Below are 16,984 nucleotides of genomic sequence, written 5' to 3' on the forward strand. Positions count from 1 at the left end.
CAGGTAAAGCGGTTAGGAGGTCCCGTGCGTAAAATGATCAGTGCGATTTTGATCGCGCTCGGCTGCCTTCTCGCACCCCTTACCCTGGTCGCGTTCTGGGCGGCGAACGAGGTGGCGGACTCCGGCGGCTACCTCAGGAACATGACACCGCTGGCCCACCAGCCGGACGTGCGGGACGCGGTCACCGGCCGCGTCGCCGACGAGATCACCCTGAGGCTGCGCGAGAGGGGTGTCGCGACCGAGGAGGGGCTTGTCCACAACGTGGTGGGGGATCATGTCGACGATGACTTCGTCACCGCCTGGGTGGAGACCAACAGGCTGGCGCACCGCCGGTTCGTCGCGGCCCTGAGCGCGGATTCCGGCATACCAAGCGACATCGGCTACGACCTCGCTCCCATGTACGAAATGGTCAAGCACCGGCTGGGGAGCGGCGGTCTGAAAGCCGCCGCCCTCCTGCCCAGGACACATCTCGTCGTCCAGGTGCTCCCCGCCTCCGCTGTGGCCAGGATCGACCACATCCATGACAGGCTGATCTCAGTGAGGTGGGTTCTGGCGGGTATGTCGCCGGCCCTGATCGCCGCCGGGGTCCTCCTGGCACGCGACCGGTGCACCGCACTGATCGGTGCCGGTATCGGCGTGGCCGGGGGCATGTTCACGCTGGCGATCGCCATGTCCGTGCTGCGTAACGGCTACCTGCCGGACTCCACCGGTCCCGGCGGTCTGCCGGTCGCCGCCGTGCTCGTGATATTCGACGCGCTGACCGCCTTCCTGAGGAACGGCCTGCGCGTGCTCTTCGTGCTCGGCCTGCTCATGGCGGGGGCGGTCTTCGTCGCCAGGAACGGGCTCATCCGTTACCAGGCCGCCATCTTCGAATCCCGCGCTCACCAGCCGGAGGAGCCGACGAACGACGTCGCCGACGGCCGGTAGCCGAGGCGGGCGCGCGCCGCGGTGATGTCGAGGGTCCGCTCGACGGCCAGGTGGCCCGCGGCGTAACGCGTCAGCCGGGGCGGGTTCGGGCGCCGGAGCAGCCGGAAGGCGGCCTCGGCGACGGCCGCGACGGGGTCGACCAGCTTCAGGGGCAGATAGTACGGTTCGGCGTCGATGCCGCGCTCCGCGAGGATCGCGCGCAGGGCGTCGTCGAGCACGACGGGTTCGGCGTCGGTCACGTTGAAGACACCGTGGTCGACGGGCCCCGCGGCGGCGAGCAGGCAGGCCAGGACCAGGTTGTCCACCGAGGTCAGGCTGATCCGCTGGCGTCCGTCGCCCACCGCGAGAAGCCGGCCACCCCTGACCGCGCCGAGGACTCGGGGAAGCAGCGTGGTGTCCCCCCTGCCGTAGACCGCGTGCGGCCGTAGGATGACCGCCCGCTCCAGGCACCTCTCCGCGGCGGCCTTCGAGGCACCGTAGGCGCCTGCGTACCGCCCGACCGGGGCGGCGTCCTCGGTGGCCATCACGGTCGGCAGGAACGGGTCGTAGACGCTCGCCGTGCTGACGTGCACGAACCTGGCGCCGGGGAAGGCAGCGGCCGCGTTGCGGGTGCCGTCGACGTTGGCCGCCCAGATGCCGCGCGCCGGCCCCCAGTCCGTGACGCTCCCGGCGCAGTGGATCACCACGTCCACCCCCGGCGGCTCCGGCCGCTCACCGAGGAGATCCCACGATGTGTACGGCGCGTGGCCGACGTGCCCGCCGTCCACTCCGGGCCGCCTGCCGAAGGCGAACACCGTCCAGCCCTCCGCCATGGCCGCCCGGCAGACCGCACCTCCCACGAACCCCGAGGCCCCCGTCACCGCGACCCGCAACGCCCTGCCACCCGGCCCGGAGGCGGTGCCGGCCCGATGCGGGCGGTTTCGATGCTCAGTCACGGCGGGCGACCAGATCCCGCAGGGCGGCCCGGTCGAGCTTGTCGGCCCGCCCCGAGCGGGGGAAGGCGTTGAGCGATTCGATCCGGTCGGGCAGGGCCGCCGAGTCCACGATCTCGGGGAGTGCCCCGCGCAGCAGGCTCTCGTCGTAGCCGCCGGTGGGCACGACGGCCAGCACGACCTCCTCGTCCCCGGTGTCGGGGTCGGCGAGTCCGACGATCGCGGCCTCGGCCACCCCGGGCAGCGCCGCGATGCCGGACTCGTACAGGCCCGGATAGATGTTGACGCCGTCGCGAAGGATCATGTCCTTCTTCCGGCCGAGCAGTACCAGCCGACCGGCGTCGAGCCGGACCAGGTCGCCGGTGGCGATCTCGCGCAACGGCTCCTCACCGAGGTAGCACCGCGCGAGGTGGGGCCCCGAGACGAACAGCTCACCATCCTCGGCGATCCGGACGCCGACGCCGGGCAGCGGTGCTCCGAGCAGGTCTCCCTCGGCCTGGGCCAGCTTCTCCCGCGCCGACGCGATGGCGATGGGAAGCGCCTCGGTCATCGCGTAGACGGACAGCACCTCGGGGCCGGCCTCGATCGCGCGCCGGAGCACGCCCGGCGGGGCGGGGGCGGCGCCGAGCAGGAGGTAGCGGAGGGTTCCGGGAAGCCTGGGGGTCTGGCGCAGCAGCCTGTCCAGGTGCACCGGCACGGCGAAGGTGTGGGTGGCCCGCCTGGCGGCCAGTTCGGCGGCGAGGTCCCCGCCCCCGGGCAGTGACCAGGTCGCCCCGGCCAGCAGGGCGGGGAGGCCGAGCATCAGCTGGTCGGTGTGCACGATATCGCCGGGGCCGAGCGGGAACACGCTCCTGAACAGCTCCAGCCCGGTCGCGAGCGACCTTCGGGTGTGCACCACCCCTCGCGGGCGCGCCGTGGTCCCGGAGGTGAAGATCACCGCTGCCGGTTGGTCCGGATCGGATCCGTACGCCCGCTGCCCGGACAGGCCGGACGGGAAGCGGAGGATCCGGGGCAGCCGCAGCGCGCCCCGGGGAACCCCGGGCAGCCAAGGGCCGGTGTACAGGTGGCGGACGGGCCGGCCGGGAAGCGGATCGGCGAGGTTCGGCAGGAGCAGGCCGCGGCGGCGGGCCAGGCTCCTGAGCGGGCCGCTCAGCGTGTAGAGCAGGGACTCGCTGATCACCCACGCGGGCCGGGTCGCGGCCATGCGGGCCGCGAGCACGTCGGGCGCCAGCCCGGGATCCGCGAGGACGAGCGTCCCGCCCGCCGCGACCGCCCCCAGTGCCAGCGCCACCGCGTCCACCCCGGGCCGCACCGCGAACAGCACCCCGTCCCCGGGCCGCATCCCCTCCTCGGGTGACGGTCCGCCCATCGCGTCGCGGACCGCCGAAACCCGGCGGGCGAGCTCACCGTAGGTGATCTCTCGGCCCCGGCCGTCGACGATGGCGGTCCGTCCCGGCTCCCGCCCGGCGATGGTCATGATCCCGTTGATGATGTCGTTCACGCGGCACTGACCCACAGGTGCTCGTAGGTGGGAATGAGGACCCCTCTGGCCGCGCGCCGTCGCAGGACGCGCACCCGATGGGAGAGCAGGACGGAGGCCACCGCCCGGATCTGGGCCAGGGCCAGCGGGTAGCCGATGCAGAAGTGCGGGCCCGCGCCGAACCAGAGCCTGCGCAGTTCGGGCGGGTGGGGGCGGGAGGGATCGAACGGGCCGTACGCCCTGGCGCAGTTGTGGGTGATGATCAGTACTCTGTCGCCGGGGCGCACCGCGACCTTGCCGACACGCGCGGCGGCGGACACCGAGCGGAGCATCAGCGGCGTCGGCGTGGTGACCCGCATGGCCTCCTCGATGACCCGGTCCAGGTCGTCCACCGGGGTCCGGTGGTCGTGCAGGAGGGCGAAGAGCCGGGGGACGAACGTGGCGACCGTCTCGGTACCGGTCAGGAAGAACGCCCCGGCCGCTCCCCTGGCCTCGGCGGGCGAGAGCCCCTGGGCCCGCATCCGGCCCATCACCGTGGACTCGTCGGCGGCCTCGTAGGCGGCCTGCGCGATGTCCCCGATCCGGTCCAGCACCTGCCGGGCGGCCGCCACCTGCCGATCCGACAGCCGCCGCGAGCGGAGCGAGACCATCGAGACGACCCGCTCCCCGTCTGCGAACAGCTCCCTGGCCCGAGCCTCGGAGACCTCGCCCAGCCCGATCACCCGGCAGATCACCGCTCCGGCCATCAGCCGCATGGCGTCCACCAGGTCGACCGCCTCGCCGCGTCCCAGGCGCGCCGAGAGGTCGTCGAGCGGCCCGCGGAGCACGTCGTCCACCAGCGCCGAGACGTACGCGGGGGTGAACAGCGGCATCAGCTTCCTGCGCAGCGCGAGGTGGCCCGCTCCCTCCATGTTGAGCAGCACGGAGGGGCCGAGCACGGGCGTCCACAGGTCGCCGGGCGATCCGGGGCCGTCCTTGCGGAACCGCTCGTCCATCAGCACGGCCCGCGCGACGGTGGCGTCGTTGACCACGACGCCCAGTCCGGGAACCCGCACCACGGGCCCGAGTCCGGCCAGCAGCCGCAGGAGCGGGTAGGCGAAGGGATGCGCGGCCAGGTAGAGCCGCGTCTCGTGGTTCACCGGACGTCGATCACTTCTGGGCGGTAGTGGTGGTCGGCGTACCAGGCGAGGGTGCCCGCGAGACCGTACGCCCTGAGCCTGCGCACGGAGCCGAAGACCACCACGTCGCGGCGCGAGCCGTAGGCGGCGGTGAGCATACGCACCCGGTTGACCAGGGCGCGGTCCTCGTGGACCTCCTCGATCGCGGTCCTGGGGAAGCCGCCCGCGCGGTCGTAGAGGTCCGCGGTGATGGCCAGGGTGGCACCGGGCATCATCACGTACGGCCCCAGGTAGCGCGGGTCCCTGTTGCCGGGCCGAAAGCGCCCGAAGGCGGCCGCCACCTCCACCACGAACGGGATGAGGCGTCGCTCCCAGAACTTCAGCCGGAACTCGTCGGTCCGGGGGCGCAACTGGCCGCCGACCATCTCCAGCCCGTCGCCGAAGGCCCGCCGGATGTTGCGCACCCAGTCGGGGCGGGGCAGGCAGTCGGCATCGGTCCTGGCCAGATGGGTCGCCCCGTGCGCGATGGCGTGGCGCATGCCGGTGTCGGAGGCGGCGCCGGTGCCCTTCCGGGTCTCGACGATCACCTGGACACCGTGCCGCCGGACGATCTCGGCGGTGCCGTCGGTGCTCGCGTTGTCCACCACGAGCAGCGTGAAGTCCCGGTCGTCCTGCTCGGCCAGTGCCCTCAGCGTCGCCTCGATGCCGGGCGCCTCGTTGTAGGCAGGGATGATCACCCAGAGGTCCATCACATCTCCGCCAGGATCACGCCGGTGCTGATCCCGCCGCCCAGGCCGAGCAGCGCCACCCGGTCGCCGGGCCGCCAGCCGCCCAGCGCGAGCTGGAGCGGCAGCGTGGTCGAGGCGCAGTTACCGTGCTCGGGCAGGCTGACCACAAGCCGGTCGTCGGGGATGCCGAGCACCTGGGCCAGGACGCGCAGGTAGGGCAGCGCCACCTGGTGCACCGCCACGATGGTGAAGTCGTCCCAGGTCAGGCCGGTGCGCTTGAGCGCGTTGAGGAAGATGTCCGGGCCGATCATCTCGAACGCCTCCTTCAACCTGCGCCCGTCGCCTCGGAAGTAGGAGTATTCGGGGTCGCGAGGATGCGCCGAACCGCCTCCCGGCAGGGTGCCGATCGCCCATGCCGTGGAGTCGGCCGCGAAGTCGCGGTAGAAAATGCCGCGTTCCATATCGGCGGCGACCGTGACCGCGGCTCCGCTGTCCGACATCGTGTAGCCCGCGAAGGAGTCGACGAACTGCGCGCGGTCCCGGACCTGCCAGCGGATCGCCCGTGAGGGGATCTCGCCCGAGCAGACCAGTACCTTGCGATACGTCCCGGACAGGATCAGCGCCTCGGCGATCTGGATCCCGTTGAGCATGCTGTTGCAGGCGTTCTTGATGTCGAACACCGGGCAGGAGAGTCCCAGCTTGGCCGCCACGATGTGCGCGGTGGCGGGCTCGACCATGTCCTGCGAGGCCGACGCGAAGACGAGCAGGTCGACACCTGAGTGGTCGAGGCCGCGTGCCGCCTCGGCGGCCAGGTCCGAGGCCTGCTGGTCATCGCGGGCCACATGGCGCCGTCGGATTCCCGTCAGCCTCTCGACGACGCCTCCGTAGGGTGCGTAGCCCTCGATCCGCCGCTCCACATCCGCGCTGGACATGGTCCGTTCCGGCAGATACGTCGCGACGCCCGTGATCCGGGCTTTCATTGATCTCCCTAAACAGGATTAAGTCTCCCCGTGTCCCTGTGCTCGCGCAATGTATCGAAAAGGCGGGGATTTGTCCTGATCGTGCAGCTGAAGACCGGTGAAACCCTGTATCTCACACCAGCATAAGCCGGTCATACGGGGGTAACCGCTCCTGTCGTGAGCGACGTTCAGACAGGGACCGTGACCACGAAGGTCCCGGCGAGGTTGGATCGGCTGCCGTGGTCACGATGGCACTGGATGATCGTCGTCGGCCTCGGCACCGTCTGGATCCTCGACGGCCTCGAAGTGACGATCATCGGAAACCTCTCCGCCCAGCTGGCCAAGGAGGGCAGCGGCCTGGCGATCACCCAGGCCCAGGTCGCGGGGCAGGCCGCGGCACTCTACGTGGCGGGGGCGTGTCTCGGGGCACTGTTCTTCGGCTGGTTCACCGACAGGTTCGGCCGGAAGAAGATGTTCATCATCACGATGGCCGTCTACCTGGTCGCCACCGCCGCGACGGCGTTCTCCTTCTCCGTCTGGTGGTTCTTCCTGTTCCGGTTCCTGACCGGTTTCGGCATCGGTGGCGAGTACGCGGCCGTCAACTCGGCCATCGACGAGCTCATCCCGAGCCGCCATCGCGGCAGGATCGACATCATCATCAACGGCAGCTACTGGCTCGGCGCCGCCGGAGGCGCGCTGCTGACCGTGCCGCTGCTCGACAACCTCCCGCTGAACATCGGCTGGCGCGTCGCCTTCGGGATGGGGGTGGTGCTCGGCCTGGCCATCCTGCTGGTCCGCAGACACGTGCCGGAGAGCCCTCGCTGGCTGTTCATCCACGGCCGTGACCGGGAGGCCGAGAGGCTGGTCGACGAGGTGGAGGAGCGGATCGAGCGCGAGGAGGGCATCCCGCTCGACGAGCCCTCGCGGTCGATGACCATCCACCAGCGCACGTCGATCGGCTTCGGGCGGATCGCGCACACCATGGTCGCCCGCTACCCCAAGCGCACGGTTCTCGGCCTGGCGCTCTTCATCGGTCAGGCGTTCCTCTACAACGCCATCACCTTCGGGTACGCGCAGATCCTGTCGACCTTCTTCGGCATCGTCACCCACACCGGCTACTACTTCGCGGTCATCGCGGTCGGTAACTTCCTCGGCCCGCTTCTGCTCGGGCGGTTGTTCGACACGGTCGGCCGCATCCCCATGATCTCCGGCACCTACATCGGGTCCGGGGTGCTCCTTCTTGGCACGGCCTGGTTGTTCGACCAGGAGGTGCTGACCGCGGTCACGCTCACCGCCTGCTGGTGCGTCGTGCTCTTCTTCGCGTCCGCCGGGGCGAGCGCGGCCTACCTGACGGTCAGCGAGATCTTCCCGATGGAGACCCGGGCCATGGCGATCGCGTTCTTCTACGCGATCGGCACCTTCGCCGGTGGCGTGTCCGGACCGCTGGTCTTCGCCAACCTGGTCAAGAGCGGCAGACCCGGTGACACGGCGCTGGCCTTCTGTGTCGGTGCGACTCTCATGATCATCGCAGGGCTGGTGGAGCTCTTCCTCGGGGTCAAGGCCGAGGGCAGGGGTCTGGAGGACATCGCCCAGCCGCTGAGCGCCGAGCGGGGCTGACCATCCCGCCGAGCTCACGGGCCCCGCCGCCGTCCGGGCGACTTGGTACGATAGTCGTTATCATTTGAGTATCTGTTCAGGAGTTCGCCCATGGAAGTCGTCGCCGGTCTGGACACGTGCGTGACCGTGGAGCCCGACAAGGCCAGGGTGGCGGCGACACGGGATCGCCTTGTCACCCCGAGCGAGGCGGCCCGGCTCGCCGACCTGTTCAGGCTGCTGGGCGACCAGACCCGCGCGCAGCTGCTGTACGCGCTGCTCGAAGCCGGTGAGCTGTGCGTCTGCGATCTCGCCGAGACCGTCGAGGTCAGCGACACCGCCGTGTCGCACGCCCTGAGGCTGCTGCGGACGGCGGGCATCGTGGCCGGCCGCCGGTCCGGCCGGATGATCTACTATCGCCTTGCCGACGCCCACGTCAGGATGCTCCTCGACCTCAGCCGCGAGCACCTCCGTCACGAGATCGTCGAGGGCTGAGAGCCGCCGGTCCGGTTGTCGCCGGGGTTCGCCGTGCGGTTCACGGCAGGGTCGCGGGGCGCAGCGGGTTTCAGGGTCCGTCGTCGCGGCAGAGGAGCACATAAGATCTTTTTTCACGATCTACCGTGATCAGACTCGCCGGGCTGAACACCGTCACCCGCACCGTGATCCTTTTGGAGGTATGCATGCGTGGTACAACTCGCGTGTTCGCCATGGCCGCCGCCCTCGCCCTGGGGCTGACCGCCTGTGGCGCCGGCGGGGCGGCCGAAGGCGGGAAACCGGTCGAGCAGTCCGTTTCCAGGCCCACAAAGAAGCCCGCGGGGCCCGTCACCCTGAAGTACTGGACCTTCTCCCCGCCCGAGGCCGGGCTGAAGGCGGCGCTCGCCGCCTTCGAGGAGGCGAACCCCGGCATCACGGTCGACCTGCGCACCTTCGGTGAGGCCGACTACCGCAAGCGGCTGCCCAAGGCACTCGACGGTGACCAGGCAGACAGGGCACTCGACGTCGTCGGCATCCACATCCCGACCATGACCGGCGCGGTCAAGGACCGGCTCCAACCGGTCGCCGACTGGAAGGACAAGGTCGCCGGGGACCTGCTCGGGGAACTCGACCCGGCCGTGGTCAAGCAGACGGAACAGGCCGCCAAGGACGGCACGCTCTACTCGGTCCCGATGGGATCCACCGCCGGCGCGGTCATGTACTACGACGCGGCTCTCCTGTCCGAGCTAAGGGAGTCATTCCCCACGACGGTCGCCGATCTCGAATCCATCGTCATGCGCGTCAGGAAGGAGATCCCCGACCTCCAGCCGATCGTCTTCTCCGGCGAGCCGCGCCGACAGGAGGAGCTGCTGTTCACCATCGCCGGCCAGACCCACCCGACCCTCTCCGACGACCTGCTGGCCGGCCGGAAGTCATGGAAGAGCGCCGAGATGGTCTCGGCCCTGACCGCCTATGAGTCGATGTTCGACAGGGGCATGCTGGCGAGGTCCACGCTGGCCCTCAGGGGCGACGGCCCGGCCGAACTCTTCCGCTCCGGCAAGGCGCTGTTCCTGGTGGACGGTTCAGGTCAGAGCTCGATGCTGTCCACGTCCTATCGCAAAACCGGCAGGGTCTCCGTCAAGAGGATCGGAGCCGGCCCCTTCCCCACTCTCCTGCCGGACGCCAGGCCGGCCGCCCGTAGCACGGCCGAGGTGGGCCTGGCCGTACCCAGGAATTCCAGGCACGTGGCCGAGGCGGCCACGCTGATCGAATTCCTGACCGTGGGCGATGGCGTCTCCAGCTGGGCCGGGGATCTGACGATGGCCCCCGCGGCTACGGACTTCAAGGTGGAATCGTCGGTCTTCGCCACCCAGGAGGGGAAGGACGGCTACGCCGCGCTTCAGGAACTCATCCGGGGTGGCGGCTCGCTGAACGTCCCCGACGAGGTGTTCCTGGAGCGTGCGGAGGGTGATGTGATCCTCGATGTCGCCCACGGCAGGCTCTCCCCGGAGAAGGCGGCGGACCGACTGCAGAAGGAGTGGTCACGCAGCCGGTGACGGCTCCGGATCCGGTGCGGCCTCCACGGGCCGGAACGTGCGGCGGTACGCCAACGGTGAGACGCCGACGACCACCTGCAGGTGTTGGCGGAGCGAGGCCGCGGTGCCGAACCCGGCCCGCAGGGCGATGCCCTCCACCGGCAGGTCGCTGCTCTCCAGGAGCTGGCGGGCCAGCTCCACCCGCTGCAGGATGAGCCACTGCCCGGGGCTGAGGCCCACCTCGTCGCGGAAGCGCCGGGTGAAGGTACGGCGGCTCATCCGGGCGTGGGCGGCCAGTTCGCTGAGCGGGAGCGGCTTGTGCAGCCGGTCCAGCGCCCAGGCCCTGGTCGCCGCGGTCGTCGTGGCGGTCGGCGCGGGAATCGGGCGCTCGATGAACTGGGCCTGGCCGCCGTCGCGCCACGGCGGCACGACGCATCGCCTGGCCACCCGGTTGGCCACCTCGGTGCCGTGGTCGCGCCGGACGATGTGCAGGCAGAGGTCGATCCCCGCGGCCACTCCGGCGGAGGTGAGAACGTCCCCGTCATCCACGAACAGTACGTCCGGGTTGACCCTGACCCGGGGGAACAGCTTCTGGAAGTGCTCGGTGTGGCTCCAGTGGGTGGTCGCGGGACGGCCGTCGAGCAGTCCGGCCGCCGCGAGCACGTAGGCGGCGGTGCAGATCGAGACCAGGCGGGTGCCCGGCCGGACGAGCGCGATCGCGTCGGCCATGGGCCTGGTGAGCCGTCCCTCGGTGGAGACGGGGCCGAGCGCGTGGGTGGCGGGGATCACCACGGTGTCCGCGGCTGCCAGTGCCTCGGCCCCGTGGTCCACCGCGATCGAGAAGTCGGCGTCGGTACGTACCGGGGCGCCGTCGGCGGTGCAGGTGAGCACTTCGTAGAGCCGCTCGCCCTCGGGGCCCCTGGCGACACCGAAGATGCGCGGCGGGATGCCCAGCTCGAAGGGGATCACACCGTCCATGGCGAACACGACGACCCTGTGCATGGCCTGATTCTCACATATGGCGGATGTGGGTCACCTTCACCGGCGCCGAGGTTCAAGGCACGTCAGGCGCCGGCGCACGAGTCGTGGGTCGCGTCGAACCCCTTCAGGCTCTCGTTGTCGTTGCGGGGAAGCGGCTTCAGGCCCTTCCAGTCGTCACCGATCGTCAGGATGAGCCTTCCCGTGGTCGCCCAGGAGACAGGCTTGGGGGTGGAGGTGATCAGGTCGCGGCTGAGGGTGGGCGCCTTGGCGGTGCCGTTCGGCGAGTAGGCGATCGTGGTCGCCGGGTACGGCTTGTGCGGAGCGTCGCCGATTCTGGCGACGTGGTAGCCCCGCTCCTCCAACTGGACCGCCACTCCGGTGGCCAGACCGGACCGCGTGGTTCCGTTGCGCACCTCTACCTGGATCTTCGATCGGGGCACCCTGGACTGGCCGCCCTTGACTCCGGAGCCGGCGATCGCCCGATCCGTCGCGACGATGCGGAACAGCTTGCCGCTCTGTGGCTCGACCCACTCCACCCGGCCCGGATGGACCAGCGAGTAGCGCCACGGGGTGGTGATGAAGTGGATCTGTCCGGCGGCGAGCCCCTCGGCGCTGGTGGCCAGGTCCTTCATGACGCCCGGGGTGAGGCCGGGGTCGGTGGTGACCGACTTCGTCGCCGCGTCCAGGAAGCCGAAGAGCCGGGCCGGGTCGGTGAGCGTCTCACCGCTCATGACCTTCTTGACCATGGAGGCGATGAACATCTGCTGGCGCTGGATGCGCCCGATGTCCGATCCGTCGCCCAGGCTGTAGCGGGCCCGTACGTAGCCCAGGGCCTGCTCTCCTCCGAGGTTCTGGCGCCCGGCGGCCAGGTGGAGCAGGGCCTTCTTGTCGTCGATCGCCTCGGGTACGCAGATCTCCACGCCACCGACCGCGTCGACCATGTCCTTGAAACCGGTGAAGTCGACCTTCACGAAGTGGTCGATGTGGATGCCGGTGAGCGATTCGACGGTCTTCCAGGTGCAGGTGATGCCGCCGGAGTTGAACGACTCGTTGATCATTCCCAGGTGTGGCTGTTGCCCTGGCAGCCCCTGCCGGGCCCGGCAGGCGGGGAGCTGGACCATCGAGTCGCGCGGGAAACTGATGACCATCGCGTTGTCCCGCTTCGGCGAGATGTGCGCGAGCATGATCGTGTCGGTCCGCTCGCCCGCCACCCGGCCGTACCTCGCATTCTTGCCGTTTCGCTGGTCCGAGCCGACGATCAGGACGTTCATCGTACTGGTCGCCACCTTGACCGGTCGGCGTCCGAGGTCCTCCGCAGCGACCTCGACGTGCTTGACGTTGCCGGTCAGCTTGACGTACGCGCCGGCCACGGTCCCGCCCGCCACGAGCACCACGGCGGTGATGGCGGCCACCAGCCACCACAGCCACCTGCGACCAGGGCGGAACGAGCGCCGGCCAGGCGGAGCCGGCGGCGGCTCGGGGAACGCGCCGGTCACTTCGTTGCTCACGTGACTCCCGGGGGGGGAAGGGCCACGGCGTGCGCCCGTGACCGAGGAGCCGTATTCCGGCCGTCGCCGAGTGTACTGATCTTCCGGGGCGGCGAGATCCTTTACGCGGCATATCCTGTATAGGGGCGCATGTCCTGTTACCATCCGCCGGTGATTATCCGTGACGGGCACCTCGGCGACGTACCGGCTGTCCTGGCGATGTTCGACAGCGCGGTGGCGTGGCTGACCTCCCAGGGGCGCACCGGCCAGTGGGGCAGCGAACCGTTCTCGACCAACGCGGCCCGCGTGGCGACTGTCACCTCATGGGCGATGTCCGGCGGGATGCGTGTCGCCGAGTTCGGCGGCCGACCCGCGGGATGCCTGGTCGTGGGGTCCGCGATGCCCTACGTCACCCCCGCCTCCGAGCCCGAGTTGTACGTTCAGGGGCTGGTCATCGACCAGCGGTTCCACGGTCGCGGGGTCGGCTCGGCCCTGCTGGAGCGTGCCAGGGCCGAGGCCGTCGAGTGGGGGGTCGCGCTGCTGCGGGTGGACTGCTACGGCGGCGACGACGGCCGCCTGGTGGCGTACTACGAGAGCCAGGGATTCACCAGGACCGAGAGTTTCAGGGTCGGCGACTGGCCCGGCCAGATCCTGGAGATGAGGCTTCCCTCCGCGAGGGACTGAACGGCCCGCGACAGGCGGGGCGGTCCGGTGGCGGCACGCGCGGGCATGTCACACGGGCGAAATTTCGGTACGAGAGGATTGACTGGAGATCTACCATTTTTTGGGGGATTTGTGGTTGGCGCTCTCGATCACCGTTACCGCGGTGAGCACCCAACGCGTACGCTCGCCTATCTCTTCCGGGAGGACCGCCTCAGTCTGCTCGTGGCGGTCTTCGCCTTCCTCTTCAAGCACAGTCCCACCTGGCTGCTGCCACTGATCACGGCCAATGTCGTCGACATCGTGGTCGGTCACGGTCCGATCGCGCACCTGTGGGTCAACGCGGGCGTGCTGCTCGTCCTGCTGCTCCTCAACTATCCCCTCCACCTGCTCTACGTGCGCTGCCTGCACGGAGCCATCCGCCGGATGGGGACGAACCTGCGTTCCGCGCTATGCCGCCGTATGCAGCAGCTCTCCATCGGCTACCACTCACGGGTCAGCGCCGCCGTACTCCAGACCAAGGTCATCCGGGACGTCGAGAGCGTGGAGCAGACCAGCCAGCAGGCGGCGGACATGGGCCTGTCCGCGCTCACCATGCTGGCCGGGGGCCTGGTGGTGATCGCCGTGCGGGTGCCCGCCGCGATGCCGGTCTTCCTGGTGGTCGTACCCACCGCCGCGCTGCTCGTGATGCGGATGCGCACCCGGCTGCGCGACGACAACGAGAGCTTCCGCCGCGAGGTCGAGCAGCTGTCCACCCGGGTCAGCGAGATGACCACGCTCATCCCGATCACCCGCGCGCACGGACTGGAACAGGACGCCCTGCACCGCGTCGACGGCACGCTGACCAAGGTGCTGCGCAAGGGGCTCCGGCTCGACCTGCTCAACGGCAGCTTCGGCGCGCTGGCCTGGATCCTGCTCAACACGCTCGGTGTCGTCTTCCTCGCCGGCTCCGCGCTCGTCGCCTACTACCAGGTCATCCCCATCACCGCGGGCGACGTGGTCATGCTCACCACCTTCTTCGCCACCCTCACCTCCGCCGTCACCTCCCTGCTCAGCCTCACCCCGGTGATCAGCAAGGGGCTGGCCTCCGTACGGTCCATCGGTGAGGTGCTCCAAGCGCCCGACCTGGAGCACAACGCGGGCAAGGAGCAGGTCGCCTCCGTCGGCGGCGAGATCGAGTTCCGCGACGTCGGGTTCTCCTACGGCGAGGACAGCGCGGTCACCGGGTTCAACCTCACGGTGGCCCCCGGAGAGACGATCGCGCTGGTCGGCCCCTCGGGAGCGGGTAAGTCGACGGTGCTCAACCTCGTCATCGGCTTCGTGCGTCCCACCTCCGGCCGGATCCTGCTGGACGGGCGTGACATGGAGACGCTGGACCTGCGGACCTACCGCAGGTTCCTGTCCGTCGTGCCGCAGGAGTCGATCCTGTTCGAGGGCAGTATCAGGGAGAACGTCACCTACGGCATGGCCGACGTCCCCTCCGACCGGGTGCGGCAGGCGCTCCAGGACGCCAACGCGCTGGAGTTCATCGACCGACTCCCCGCCGGCCTCGACACGGTCGTCGGAGAGCGGGGCGCCCGTCTGTCGGGCGGCCAGCGCCAGCGGCTGGCCATCGCCCGCGCCCTGATCCGCGACCCACGCGTGCTGATCCTGGACGAGGCCACCTCCGCCCTGGACACCCGCTCGGAGGCGCTCATCCAGGAGGCGTTGACCCGCCTGGTCGCCGGGCGCACGGTCCTTGTCGTCGCTCATCGGCTGTCGACCATCCGCGGCGCCGACCGCATCGTGGTCATGCGCGAAGGCGGGATCCAGGAGACGGGCACCCACGACGAACTGATGCGGTTGCGCGGCGCCTACGCCGGACTGCGGGGCGCCCAGCTCGCCTGAGCACCTTCCGGCCGCCCGTTTCCCAGGGAACGGCCGGTCCCGGAGCGGACCGTCCGGGAACGTGAGGAGGGTGCGGGACGCGTGTCCCGCACCCTCCTGCCCTACCAAGGTGAGGTCAGCCCGCGACGCCCGTCCCGGACGGGTAGATGCGGAGCCAGTCCACCTCCATCCACGCCTCTCCCGAACTGCCCTGGCCCGGGAACCAGTCCAGCTGCAGACAGACCGACATCGAACTGCGGGTGGCGTTGCCGGAGCGGAACCACTCCTGCCCGTCGATGTAGCCGACGACGCTGTTGGAGGTGATCTCCACTGCGTAGGTGTGCCAGGTGGTCATGTCGATGTTGGCGTGGGCCTGCTCCTGTCCCTGTGGGGTGTGCAGGAAGAAGTTCGGCCGCTGCCTGTTCGGGTCGTCGATGACCTCCAGGAAGTCCACCTCCTCGCCGGTGGAGCTCTGCACATTGCCGCCGCCGTCCTTCGGCCACAGCAGGGCGACGGGATGGTACGACCCGGCGCCCGGGTACAGGCGGATGCGGGTCTCCCAGCGCCCGTAGGCCTGGTCGTGACGGGAGGCCAGCCCGGCCGTGGTCCCGTCCTCACGGCCGTACAGGTAGAGCGCCCCGTTGCCGAGGTAGAGCTGCTGCGGAGAGCGGCGACCGTTACCCGCGTGCCCGGCCGAGTCGTAGAACACCCAGTCGGACTCGTTGAGGTAGTCGTCGAACTCCGCGCACCAGGACGGCGTGCCCCAGTTGAGGGCTTGCGCGGCGCTGGCCTCGCCGGTTGTGGCGGGGGCGCAGGGCGCCGCGGAGACCACCTCTCCCTGGGCCGCGCTGAGGGTGCTAACCGCCAGCGCGGCCACCATGCTGAGTACGGCCACCCGCACGTGGGATCTGGTGATCATTGCTTACTCCTCCCAGGATCTGGCGCAGAGCTTGGAGGGACTGAAGCTCCAGCAGCCGACGGCCGTCGGGCTGGGGGCCGCCACCCTCATCGGGCTGAACAGTGGTTGGGCGGACTGGGGCGGCGGTGCGAACACCCAGCGGGGCGCGTTCGACACCGACGGCTTCTGCTTCGAGGCCGGCAGGGCGTCAGGAGACTCGGCGGTACGGCTCCGCCAGGGCGCGAGGCTCCAGCACGAGGCGATGTCGGCGGGGTCGCACACCTCCGAGGAGGAGCGCTTGAACGAGGGCGGCGGCACGACGGTCCGCGGGGAGGAGTCCACCGCCTGGGGCTGGTTGTCACGGACCCACTCGCTCAGCAGGGTGGGCTCGTAGACGCCGGTCTGCGCGGGGGCGGGCTGTGGCGTGTGCGACGGCCGGCTCGGCGCGCTGGTGCGCGGTGGCGTGGTGGGGATGGTGGGCTGACTCGCCGAGGGCTTCGGCGTCGCCTTCGGCGGGATCGACGTCGGCTTGGGGAGTGTCGGCTTCGGGGGTGTCGGCTTTGGGAGCGTTGGCTTCGGGGGTGTCGGCTTCGGGGGACTGGGTGTGCTGGCCGGTGCCGTGGTGGCCGGCGGGGTCGCGGCCGGGCTGGTGGCCGTCCCGCTCGGCTTCGGTGCGGGGGTGCCGGAGGGTGCCGGCGTCGCGGACGGCGGCTTGGTGTCCCCGGGAGGCCTGGTGGGCTGCGTGCTCTTCGGTGGCGTCTGGGTGGGCTTCGGGGCCGTCGTCGGCTCGGTGGTGCGCCCGGTGGTGTTCGCGGGGGGTTCCTCGGCCGGACGCGTCCTGGAGGGCGCCGGGTCCGTCGATGCGGTGGTCCTGGTCCGTGCGGGTTGCCGAGCCGCCGTGGTCTCCTCGGTGGGGACCTCCTCCTGCGGGGCGGGCGCGGCGTTCCTCGTACCGGGGCTGTTACGGGAGACCGGCGCGGTCTCCTCGGTCTCGACGGTGGAACTCCTGGGCTCCTCCGTCGGCTTCTCCTCGGTGGTGCGGGATTGTCTCGTCTGGGTGGGTGGGGAGCTCTCCCGCTGGGCCACGGGGGCCTCGGTGGTGCGGGACTGTCTCGTCTGGGTGGGCGGGGAGCTCTCCTTCTGGTCGGAGGGGATCACGATCTCGGAGACGGTCTCCTGCTGGGGACGCGCCTCCTGGATCGGGCCTGAGGTGGTGCTCACGCCGGGATCCGCCACGGCGGCCCACGGCTGGGCGATGATCGCGCTTGTCGTCGCGGATACCGCGGCCAGCAGGAGGCCGGAGAGTAAGCTGACTCGCCGGGACGAGCTACGTGGGGGCATTGATG

Annotated in this window: 15 protein-coding genes; 6 read left to right on the top strand and 9 right to left on the bottom strand. The window is 70.3% G+C overall.

Annotation, left to right across the window (positions count from 1 at the left end):
* Window positions 1-24: 24 nt before the first annotated feature.
* Window positions 25-927, top strand: a complete 903-nt coding sequence (locus IG98_RS0125420) for a hypothetical protein (RefSeq protein ID WP_157594503.1) — start codon at window positions 25-27, stop codon at window positions 925-927.
* Here the strand turns inward: IG98_RS0125420 and IG98_RS0125425 are convergent.
* From IG98_RS0125425 to IG98_RS0125445, 5 genes are read right to left on the bottom strand one after another with little or no spacing between them, the layout of a single operon-like run.
* A complete protein-coding gene (locus IG98_RS0125425; RefSeq protein WP_245651706.1) occupies window positions 882-1,862 on the bottom strand; it encodes an NAD-dependent epimerase/dehydratase family protein in 981 nt (326 codons plus the stop codon). The two genes, IG98_RS0125420 and IG98_RS0125425, sit on opposite strands and share 46 nt — an antisense overlap.
* Window positions 1,855-3,360, bottom strand: coding sequence for a class I adenylate-forming enzyme family protein (locus tag IG98_RS0125430; RefSeq protein ID WP_030917080.1), 1,506 nt, complete (start codon window positions 3,358-3,360; stop codon window positions 1,855-1,857). The genes IG98_RS0125425 and IG98_RS0125430 overlap by 8 nt, the downstream gene beginning before the upstream one ends.
* Window positions 3,357-4,478, bottom strand: a complete 1,122-nt coding sequence (locus IG98_RS0125435) for a cytochrome P450 (RefSeq protein ID WP_030917083.1) — start codon at window positions 4,476-4,478, stop codon at window positions 3,357-3,359. The genes IG98_RS0125430 and IG98_RS0125435 overlap by 4 nt, the downstream gene beginning before the upstream one ends.
* The gene (locus tag IG98_RS0125440; protein ID WP_030917086.1) at window positions 4,475-5,206 is read right to left on the bottom strand and encodes a glycosyltransferase family 2 protein; all 732 of its coding nucleotides are present in this window, start codon (window positions 5,204-5,206) and stop codon (window positions 4,475-4,477) included. The genes IG98_RS0125435 and IG98_RS0125440 overlap by 4 nt, the downstream gene beginning before the upstream one ends.
* Entirely contained in the window at window positions 5,206-6,165 is a 960-nt protein-coding gene (locus IG98_RS0125445) for a 3-oxoacyl-ACP synthase III family protein (RefSeq protein ID WP_030917091.1), read from the bottom strand. The genes IG98_RS0125440 and IG98_RS0125445 overlap by 1 nt, the downstream gene beginning before the upstream one ends.
* A 180-nt stretch (window positions 6,166-6,345) precedes the next feature.
* On the opposite strand from IG98_RS0125445, the gene IG98_RS0125450 reads away from it, so the two are divergent.
* From IG98_RS0125450 to IG98_RS0125460, 3 genes are all read left to right on the top strand, one after another.
* The gene (locus IG98_RS0125450) at window positions 6,346-7,761 is read left to right on the top strand and encodes an MFS transporter (protein ID WP_245651707.1); all 1,416 of its coding nucleotides are present in this window, start codon (window positions 6,346-6,348) and stop codon (window positions 7,759-7,761) included.
* A gap of 90 nt (window positions 7,762-7,851) precedes the next feature.
* Window positions 7,852-8,232, top strand: a complete 381-nt coding sequence (locus IG98_RS0125455) for an ArsR/SmtB family transcription factor (protein ID WP_030917097.1) — start codon at window positions 7,852-7,854, stop codon at window positions 8,230-8,232.
* Window positions 8,233-8,417: 185 nt separating this feature from the next.
* Window positions 8,418-9,767: an ABC transporter substrate-binding protein gene (locus IG98_RS0125460; RefSeq protein WP_157594504.1), complete on the top strand. Its 1,350-nt coding sequence runs from the start codon at window positions 8,418-8,420 to the stop codon at window positions 9,765-9,767.
* Here IG98_RS0125460 and IG98_RS0125465 read toward each other — a convergent pair.
* Window positions 9,753-10,748: a GlxA family transcriptional regulator gene (locus IG98_RS0125465; protein ID WP_030917103.1), complete on the bottom strand. Its 996-nt coding sequence runs from the start codon at window positions 10,746-10,748 to the stop codon at window positions 9,753-9,755. The genes IG98_RS0125460 and IG98_RS0125465 overlap by 15 nt on opposite strands.
* 62 nt (window positions 10,749-10,810) lie before the next feature.
* Window positions 10,811-12,235, bottom strand: coding sequence for an LCP family protein (locus IG98_RS0125470; protein WP_030917106.1), 1,425 nt, complete (start codon window positions 12,233-12,235; stop codon window positions 10,811-10,813).
* A gap of 150 nt (window positions 12,236-12,385) precedes the next feature.
* Here IG98_RS0125470 and IG98_RS0125475 point away from each other — a divergent pair, with 150 nt between their 5' ends.
* A complete protein-coding gene (locus IG98_RS0125475; RefSeq protein ID WP_030917109.1) occupies window positions 12,386-12,898 on the top strand; it encodes a GNAT family N-acetyltransferase in 513 nt (170 codons plus the stop codon).
* A gap of 111 nt (window positions 12,899-13,009) precedes the next feature.
* Window positions 13,010-14,761: an ABC transporter ATP-binding protein gene (locus IG98_RS0125480; protein WP_030917112.1), complete on the top strand. Its 1,752-nt coding sequence runs from the start codon at window positions 13,010-13,012 to the stop codon at window positions 14,759-14,761.
* 115 nt (window positions 14,762-14,876) lie between these two features.
* Here the strand turns inward: IG98_RS0125480 and IG98_RS0125485 are convergent, their stop codons facing one another.
* Complete coding sequence (locus IG98_RS0125485; protein WP_051752860.1) at window positions 14,877-15,659, bottom strand: glycoside hydrolase family 16 protein; 783 nt, start codon at window positions 15,657-15,659, stop codon at window positions 14,877-14,879.
* 3 nt (window positions 15,660-15,662) lie between these two features.
* The gene (locus tag IG98_RS0125490; protein WP_030917117.1) at window positions 15,663-16,979 is read right to left on the bottom strand and encodes a hypothetical protein; all 1,317 of its coding nucleotides are present in this window, start codon (window positions 16,977-16,979) and stop codon (window positions 15,663-15,665) included.
* Window positions 16,980-16,984 lie beyond the last annotated feature (5 nt).

Origin of the sequence: Streptosporangium amethystogenes, from assembly GCF_000721075.1 — a bacterium.
GTDB lineage: Bacteria > Actinomycetota > Actinomycetes > Streptosporangiales > Streptosporangiaceae > Streptosporangium > Streptosporangium amethystogenes.